Below are 7,803 nucleotides of genomic sequence, written 5' to 3' on the forward strand. Positions count from 1 at the left end.
TCCCGGGGCTTGTCTCTGTACAACGGCGCTGTTGGCACCGGTTTTTTTTCCATATAGTGACGACAAAAGCTCCACAGTCCTCCCGCCTCGTCGATTCCGCCCACGGTCCAGGTCAGAATAAAACGGTCTGTGACATCAAAAGTACCCGGCTTGCAGACCGCACAGTAAATACGGTGCCCCCAGTCAGCATGCGCCCGCCGCATTACCCACTCGCCGTGAATATCTTTCCAGTCAAAGACCTTGATAACCGGGTGCCAGCGCTTCCACGGCCAGACGCTTTTCTGGAACTCATACACATAGACTTTCTGACGTTTGCGGTTAAAGCGAACGGGGGCTCCGCGGGGTTCAAACAGCATCATTTTTAAATGATAGATAGAGAGTGGCGAAAATAAAAATATACCGCTAGCTGAGGCAAGCAAAATAGGTATATGAAAAATCGCCTCTGGTAAAAACAGAAAAACAAAACTAAACATCAAAGGAATAAATAGAATCAATACTCCCGGCCACAGTCCCCCCCAGCCAAAATTTACATAACGCGGGATTTCCATCCACACATCATTAAGCTCATTCACCCAAATCAGTTTTGGGGGATAAGCGCAGTCTTCTGCTCTGTCGGGTAAATCTCCGGTCCATTCCTTAACAGGATGATTTAAGCGTGAACGCGGTGGCTGATCCCTTGCTTCACGCGCTGCCTGTCTTGCCTGCCGCCGTTTAATCTTGCCCATTATCTGTCCCTGAAATGTTAATCCTCTTCCGGGGCCGTGCTGGACTCACGCGCCACCTCCTCCGGCCATTTCACTGTTTTAAACGGCGTCCAGTCCCGGGGCTTGTCTCTGTAGAGAGGCGCTGTTGGTACCGGTTTTTTTTCCATATAGTGACGACAAAAGCTCCACAATCCGCCCGCCTCGTCGATTCCGCCCACGGTCCAGGTCAGAATAAAACGGTCTGTGACATCAAAAGTGCCCGGCTTGCAGACCGCACAGTAAATACGGTGCCCCCAGTCAGCATGTGCCCGCCGCATTACCCATTCCCCGTGAATATCTTTCCAGTCAAAGACCTTGATAACCGGGTGCCAGCGTTTCCACGGCCAGACGCTTTTCTGGAATTCGTAGACATAGACTTTCTGCCGTTTGCGGTTAAAGCGGACGGGGGCTCCGCGGGGTTCAAAGAGCACTGATTTTAGGATGTAGACAAATAATGATGACATGCAAAATATGCAAGCACCAAACGTAAGCAGCGCAGGAATATAGGAAATAAGCCCTGGCTGAAGCGCAAAAATGATAAAAAAAATCAACGCACCACCCGGTATTAACAATATTGGCCACATTCCTCCCCAGCCAAAATTCACATAGCGTGGGATTTCCATCCACACATCGTTAAGTTCGTTCACCCAAATCAGTTTTGGGGGATAAGCGCAGTCTTCTGCTCTGTCGGGTAAATCTCCGGTCCACTCCTCAACAGGATGATTTAAACGTGAACGCGGTGGCTGATCCCTTGCTTCACGCGCTGCCTGCCTTGCCTGCCGCCGTTTAATCTTGCCCACTTTCTTATCCCTGTTTTGCGTGAATTGTCATACCCAGTTTGTTATCCGGGTCCTTGCTGTCCGGCCAGTAGGCCGCGGTCAGTGTAACCTCCGGGGTCGTGTCCGTTGGTACCCAGACACTCACCATCAGACTCAGGCTCCAGGGATCTTTCTCCCGACCATCCTCAGCAGTGACACCTTCCCGCTGCCAGGTGTGCTTGTCATACCCTTCCGGACCACTGCGCTGATAGTGGTTATCTATGTCCGGCGCATTATCTGATTCAGAAAACAGCGACTTCCCCCCCCCGGTAAGTTGTACCGACCAGCCTCCGCGACCGTCCACCCAGCCAGGCATACTGACCCGGAAATCCACCCGCCGGTAGTCCACGCTCTTGACGTTCGGGTTACCGGTCAGAATATCTATACCTGATGCAAAGGCCAAATCTGCCACCATACCGCCAGCTATTGCGCGGATTTCTGTCAGCGCCTCCCCCATATCTTTCAGACTATTGGCATGCCACACAGGCAGAGGGTCTATCGCGCCATTCGGAATACCAAAGCAGGTTCGCCGCAACCAGATTTCAAATGCCGTACTCCGCAGCGTATTAGCCCAATAAGCCAGCGCCATACCTGTCAGAATAAGTAACGTCGCCCATCCCACAGGTCCTAGCCCCAAAAAACCAACACTTTTCGTTGCCAGTAAGGCAAAAACACCTGATCTGGACCAAATAATATTCACTGCACCACCAAGAAACATAGTTGCTGTAGAAGCTGCGTAAGTAGCTGCTGCGCTCTTATCCCCGGACTTATAGGCATCCCATCCATGTAGTCCATTCCTTATCCCATCAATGATCGATGCAATCCCACCCAGTACGCCACCAAATCTCACCAGCCCCGGTACCTGCTGGGCCTTGCTTAATACCACCCAGTTAAGCTTCAAGGCCAGTTTTGAAGCAAACCCGGAGACCTCCGCCATCCCCTCAATAAACAACAGAGTACTGATGGTGGTATCTGCCATCACATCTATATTGGTCCCGACAGACTTGCGCAGTGTGTCCCGCAGGTTCTGGATATTTCCCACCTGCAGCGCCATCAGCCCGGCCCCCATTATCAGCCCAAAACCGTCACCGCTGACAATGCGCATCGTCCGCTCATTGAGCTTTGCTATTTGCTCATAGCTGGCGCGGAATACGGGTTCCTTCAGCCCCTTACCCTGTAGCGACATCTCCGAAATAAAGACATTTTCAAGCTCACCCAGTACCGCCAGATTGCCAGAGGTGGTACCGGCATGTGCCATCTGCGGAAAAGCCGCCCGGACCTCCTCCAGCGTTCCCGGAACGCTGAACTGTACCCGAACAGGAGTATCCAGTACTTTACCGTGCAGGCCCGGCTTCTCACCCTGAACGCCCATCAGTTCATCCACTATCAGGGCACTGCCACCGCGCACGGTTTTTCCGCCGAGGTCCTTACTGATAACGTCAAAGGTGGCATTATTTTTTGCCATATTCTGGCGTAATGCCGCATCTTTCTGCAGCCGGCGCTTTAGGTTTCTGAGCGTAGTATCCCATGTCATCACCACCGTGGACTGCCCGGCGGTCAGCATCGCCCCTTGTGTCATCGCCATATAGCCCTTACGGGTGGCATCTGATACCTTCATTCCCGGGCGGCTTATTGAACCGCTCAGCGCCACCAGACGGCTGGCAAAACCGCGCTGGATAGCGGCATTTTTCAGAATATTGGCAAATTCATCCGAAGTGATGCCCGTTTTCAAATAGCCGTAGACGTTCCCGCCGCTGAACAGGGTTTCCATCAGGGAGGTCTGCATACCTGTAAAGCCCAGATACGCTGGCGAGGTGGCCGTATTCAGCCACTCTTGCCAGACCTTATCGGTGGCTTCTCCCAGTGCACCGCCCTGGACACAGGCCGCCACCGTCAGCATCTGCCACGCCCAGCCGGAGGGACATATTTCCGGGGCATAATCTTGCACGATTACCGTTTTCCACAGCGGGCTCTGGTACCAGGCCGCCAGGTCTTTATCAATGGCCTCAAAGCGTTTCATCGGCGTAGAAAAATGGCTGTCAAACTCCTGAGCAAATTTTGCTCTTTCCGGTTCATTATAGCTTTCGAGTATTCGGGCATACTGACTGGCAAAGTTCTCTTCTGCCACCTGTTCTTTAGGGATAGCGATCGGACCGTAGCTGCCTATTAACGGCCCGCCTGATATATATCGGGGCTGGCTCTTTGCGAGAATATCCTTTTTCAGCACCCCCAGATACCAGGTGATCGCCTCAGAAATCATATGCTTGTGGAATACTTCCGGCCGTTCAAGGTATTCGTTCGCCTCTTCCAGCAACATCAGCCGTCCGATGTTCAGCTCCTGCACCACCCCCACGACATCATCCACCGGGACGGCCATCACAGGACACCGGTACTGTTCAGTCAACTGGTTAACGTAGTTGCTCAGGGCCCGAAGTTTTCCGGGATCTTTCCGGGAATGAAAACCGTGTGCTCCCCCGATGTTTTGCCCACCCACCCGCGCGGTATCAGAGAAAAACTCCGTCGCATACTCCGCCACGTTGCTTGTCAGCGCAGACAGGGAATGGTCAATCACCAGAGCGCCGTCAGAAACCACTTTTCCCTCTCTGGTAACGGTGAATTTCGTAAAACGGCTGTCAGGACGGTCGCCATTTTTATAACCGTTCAGTACATCCTTGCTCCATGCATCGCTGCTAAACGCCAGCCAGACGCTTCTGTCTTTGGTGTTATCAATGTGCAGGAAGCTGCACTTAATATCGTGATTTTGCGTCAGGCAGCTCGATGACAGCGAGGCTACTGAGCCTCCTTCGGGCATATCACTGGCATTGAAGTAGCGCAGAAATCCCTCAGACGTTACTTCATACCCTTCCCAAATACTGTTATCGAGCAAGACATACAGGTACCCCATACGCAAAGTACGCAGGCCGTACTTAAACTCACCGCCGGTCAGTTGAACATCCTGTGCCGGTACAGCAGGGTGCCAGTCGGTTCTTACCGTGTGACCCGGCATCACCGCCGTACGCAGGGGCATAATAGGAACGCCCTTCCTTTCACAGGCCTTACAGCCCAGAGGACCGGCTGCTGCCTGCTGACTTGCCGCCGCATTTTTATTGGCCTGTGCTTTGGTATCCATGTTCAAATTCCTTTTTTCCCGACTGTGTGTGGTTAAATTCCTGCCAGACAGTATGCGGAAGGGTTTGCATCAGTTGTTCAAAATAAAGCGACGCATCTTCAGATGCCTGTTGCATCAGTACCTGTACAGCAGCATGCTCTGTGATATCAGCAGGCAGTGTCAGGACGTTAAGTGCCAGATATAACCTGTCGCTGAGATGATGCAGACCCACTTTCCCGGTCATTGTCCAGGCATCAATTGCCTGACGGGCGGCATCCACAGGTAAAACTTCACTGGCATCACGCCATGACGACAGTAAACGCCAGAGAAGGCGTATATCATTTTGTGCCTGCTCAGTACTCCAGTTCAGTCTCCAGTTCGCCTCACTGTACTGACCATTCAGTGTTTGCAGTACGCCGGCAGATGACACCCAATGCCACTGACTGACTGCGGCAAGCAGCCCTGCCAGTGATACCGGGTCTGCTGTCGCCTGCAGAAGATCAAGGCGTAATGATTCAAAGAGAGGGATAGTCGTGCCAGGCTTAATATTTCCACACAGCGCTGCCAGCCATTCAGCCATGGCATCGGGGGCAAGAGTGGATGTCAGCCAGCCACAAACGCCGCGTTTTTCATAGAGCACTTCACCGCGGGCATATTTCTCACTGTATTGCACCAGTGCTTCATCCGGCATTTCTCCGGGGGAAGCCAGTAACACCAGTAATGGACAATGTTCCGCAGACCAGGCCAGGTCCGGACGTAACACCCGCCTCAGGGCATCACTACCCAGACTGTCCTGGAGCTGTTCAGCGTTAAGTAAATTCCAGGCGGCTAATTCCTTTAGCGGATCCAGCAGCAAATAGCGGTATTCATTGTGCCTGGCATTCAAAGATGCGCTGAGGAGAGAACGTTCGTTCATTAGCGGGAGCTCTCCACACATTTCGCTTCCGGCGGCAATTCCGCGGGAGCCGGACTGAAGCCCTGAGCTGACTGCTGGTTGAAGCTTGCACATTTGGCATTAACATCACCAGGCGTGAAAACCGTGACGCCGGAAGGTTCAATAACCAGTGCGGTTTTGCCGCAGCATAGCGTCAGTTTTTTACCGGCCTGGATATAGACTTCGTCATCTTTACTGATGATTTTCATTGCGTTAAGAGATGTCAGCGCCATTTCATCACCCTGTGCCTGGATATCCACCTTGCCTCTGTTGGCATACATTTTGATACCCAGCGTTTTGGCAAACAGGCTGACTATTTCCCCCGCTGCAACCGTGAATTTCTTAAATACGCTGAAATCGGTATTTTCGCCGGAGGTTTGAATAAAGTTCTGTCCGCTGCTGATTTGAATACTTTGCGGTGATACCTGAGCGATGCCATCAGGAGCGCTCAGCAGCAGCACAGACTGCTGCAGGTCTTTTAACGAAGCTTCAAGCAGCGTTTTTTGTGCCTGAATTTGCGCCAGCTCTGCCTGAGCAGTCGTCACGGCTTCACTCAGCGATTTTGCCAGCCCCTGCGCCTGATTAAGCGTTCCCAGAGCCTTATCCATCTCCAGTACCGGCCCCTGAGCCAGCATCTGCCCGTCCGCCGTAATAAATATCCCTTTTTCTGCCCGGATGGCGCCCCAGCTGTCGGTTCTCAGTTCAAAGCCTTCGCCGCGTTTTTGTTTTTCGCCGTCAACAAGGTGTCCGAGGTTGAGCTGGCTTTTGCCGCCGTGTTCGGTGCTGACTTTGATATGTTCTTTGCCGCGTTCGTCGTCGAGGCGGATTTTGTTGTTCGACGGGGTGCGCAGGACGTTGCGTTTGTAGTTATGGATAGTGACGTGGTCGCCGTGGGCCGAGTCATGCATCACGCCCTGAATATAGGGCCTGTCCGGGTTGCCGTCTTCAAAACCAATCGCCACTTCGGTACCGGCCAGTAATGGCAGGTGCAGGCCGTAGGTGTCCCCGGCGTAGGGGCGGGACTGGCGCACCCACAGGCTTTCAAATCCGGTTTCCCAGCTGTCACGGTCAAACAGCATATTGACGCGATAGCGCCCGGCTTTATCAATATGGCCGTAGGTGTCATTTTCGGTGGTGCTGGTCACCCGGGCAGGCAAAGTACCCGCCATCACCGGGCGCTTGTCGGGGTTCGGGCGGAAACAAAAATCGCTGCTGTCCGGGATACCGTCAAAATGAACCCCGAAGTCTTCATCCCGGCGGGCATGGGTGCGCATGGCGGTGATCACCAGCCCGCGGTTGAAGACCTCTTCAACTTCATAACCCCCGGTCACTTTCAGCACCTGCCCCAGACACAGGGTCGGGCTGCTGGTAATGCCCCCGGCCCGGGTCTGGCCGTTCAGGTAACGTTCGTGGCGAATACGGGCATAAAAGGCACCGGACTCCGGGGCCGGGTGAAGGTCATAAGTACTGCCTTGCGTCAGGAAGTTATCGGCGTAGTGATAGGCCTCCCCGTAGGTGATGGTCTCTCCGCGGCTGGCATCCACCGCGATATCCATATCCTGCGTGGCCTGGCGGTAGTTGTAATCCCGGGTGCTGACCTGTTTTTGCACCACATTATGGCTGCTTGTCATCCCCCAGACGGAATCCGCCCCTTCAGCATGCTGGCCCGATGGCGGTACAGACGGCAGAGTGATGCCTTTTTCGTAGCCCTGCTGGCTGTCGTAAAACTCCACCACGTCAATATTCAGGCGCGTGTCAGTGGTGAAGCGGAACCAGATCCCTACCTCCCCCAGCAGGCGGGTGATAAAGTGCAAATCGTCCTCGCCGTACTGCATCACCTGTTCGCGGCGCGGGTACTCTTTTGTCAGTGAAAACAGAAAATCCTGCCCGCGCAGGTTATGGCGCTCGCGGAGGATTTTTTCCACGATTTGCGGCACCGACATATCCTGGTAGATGGCGTTCTGGTGTGAGCGATCCAGCAACGCCAGGCGCGGCTCAAGCGTCAGAGCGTAACGGGTTTCATCCTTTGAGGTGCCAAGGCGCTCAAAGCCGCTTACCACTCCCTGAATCACGCGCACCGGTTGCTGGATTTTGATGCCAAACCCCTGATTGATTGGTGCCTGTAGCGTCAGGGAGCCGTTCTTCATCAGCATCATCTCTTTGCTGATAGCATGGTTTGTGCTGGTGAACTCAATGCGG

General features: G+C 53.6%; 5 protein-coding genes. All 5 read right to left on the bottom strand.

What is annotated here, in order from left to right; genetic code table 11:
• On the bottom strand, nucleotides 1-725 hold a 725-nt coding region (locus tag Q1A40_RS22655), incomplete at its 3' end, for a DUF6708 domain-containing protein (RefSeq protein ID WP_300005999.1).
• A gap of 17 nt (nucleotides 726-742) precedes the next feature.
• Nucleotides 743-1,543 (bottom strand): DUF6708 domain-containing protein, encoded by an 801-nt coding sequence (locus tag Q1A40_RS22660; protein ID WP_300006002.1) that lies wholly within the window; start codon nucleotides 1,541-1,543, stop codon nucleotides 743-745.
• A 4-nt stretch (nucleotides 1,544-1,547) separates the two neighbouring features.
• A complete protein-coding gene (locus tag Q1A40_RS22665; protein ID WP_300006005.1) occupies nucleotides 1,548-4,691 on the bottom strand; it encodes a T6SS effector BTH_I2691 family protein in 3,144 nt (1,047 codons plus the stop codon).
• Complete coding sequence (locus Q1A40_RS22670; RefSeq protein ID WP_300006008.1) at nucleotides 4,666-5,586, bottom strand: hypothetical protein; 921 nt, start codon at nucleotides 5,584-5,586, stop codon at nucleotides 4,666-4,668. Before Q1A40_RS22670 ends, Q1A40_RS22665 begins: the two co-directional genes overlap by 26 nt.
• A partial coding sequence (locus Q1A40_RS22675; protein ID WP_300006011.1) for a type VI secretion system Vgr family protein occupies nucleotides 5,586-7,803 on the bottom strand: 2,218 nt, incomplete at its 5' end. The genes Q1A40_RS22675 and Q1A40_RS22670, both read right to left, overlap by 1 nt.

This window comes from uncultured Cedecea sp., from assembly GCF_947498825.1.
GTDB lineage: Bacteria > Pseudomonadota > Gammaproteobacteria > Enterobacterales > Enterobacteriaceae > JGM124.

Excerpts from the sequence above, each read along its gene's own strand:
- Q1A40_RS22665 (WP_300006005.1), bottom strand. The coding sequence starts at position 4,691 with ATGGATACCAAAGCACAGGCCAATAAAAATGCGGCGGCAAGTCAGCAG.
- Q1A40_RS22670 (WP_300006008.1), bottom strand. The coding sequence starts at position 5,586 with ATGAACGAACGTTCTCTCCTCAGCGCATCTTTGAATGCCAGGCACAAT.